At 69.3% G+C, this 293-nt stretch carries 1 pseudogene; it reads right to left on the reverse strand.

The features are described 5' to 3' along the window. Positions 1-293: pseudogene (locus tag GV790_RS29820) on the reverse strand ([protein-PII] uridylyltransferase); the annotation flags it as partial.

A 293-nucleotide genomic window follows, 5' to 3' on the forward strand; every position in this document is an offset into this window, starting at 1 on the left:
GAATTTCGGCGAGACCACGAAGGTGTTGATCGCGGACTCCCCCGCACCGCCGAGCGCTGCCGACAGCACCCGCAACGAATGCAACGCCAGCACACCGGCGGCTTCGGAGAGCAACCCGGGCGTGTCGGGTGCGATGACGGTGACGGTGTAGGTGTGTTTGCCCTCGCCGGGTGCCAGCGCCACATGCACCCCACCCGCCGCGGCCTTGTCCAGCAGCTCGGGCGCGATCGGCTCGGGTTCTGGCAGAGCGTCACCGGCCATGACCATCCGGCAACGGCGGACCAGCTCGCCGA

It is taken from the genome of Nocardia cyriacigeorgica, from assembly GCF_010858045.1.
Lineage (GTDB): Bacteria > Actinomycetota > Actinomycetes > Mycobacteriales > Mycobacteriaceae > Nocardia > Nocardia cyriacigeorgica_E.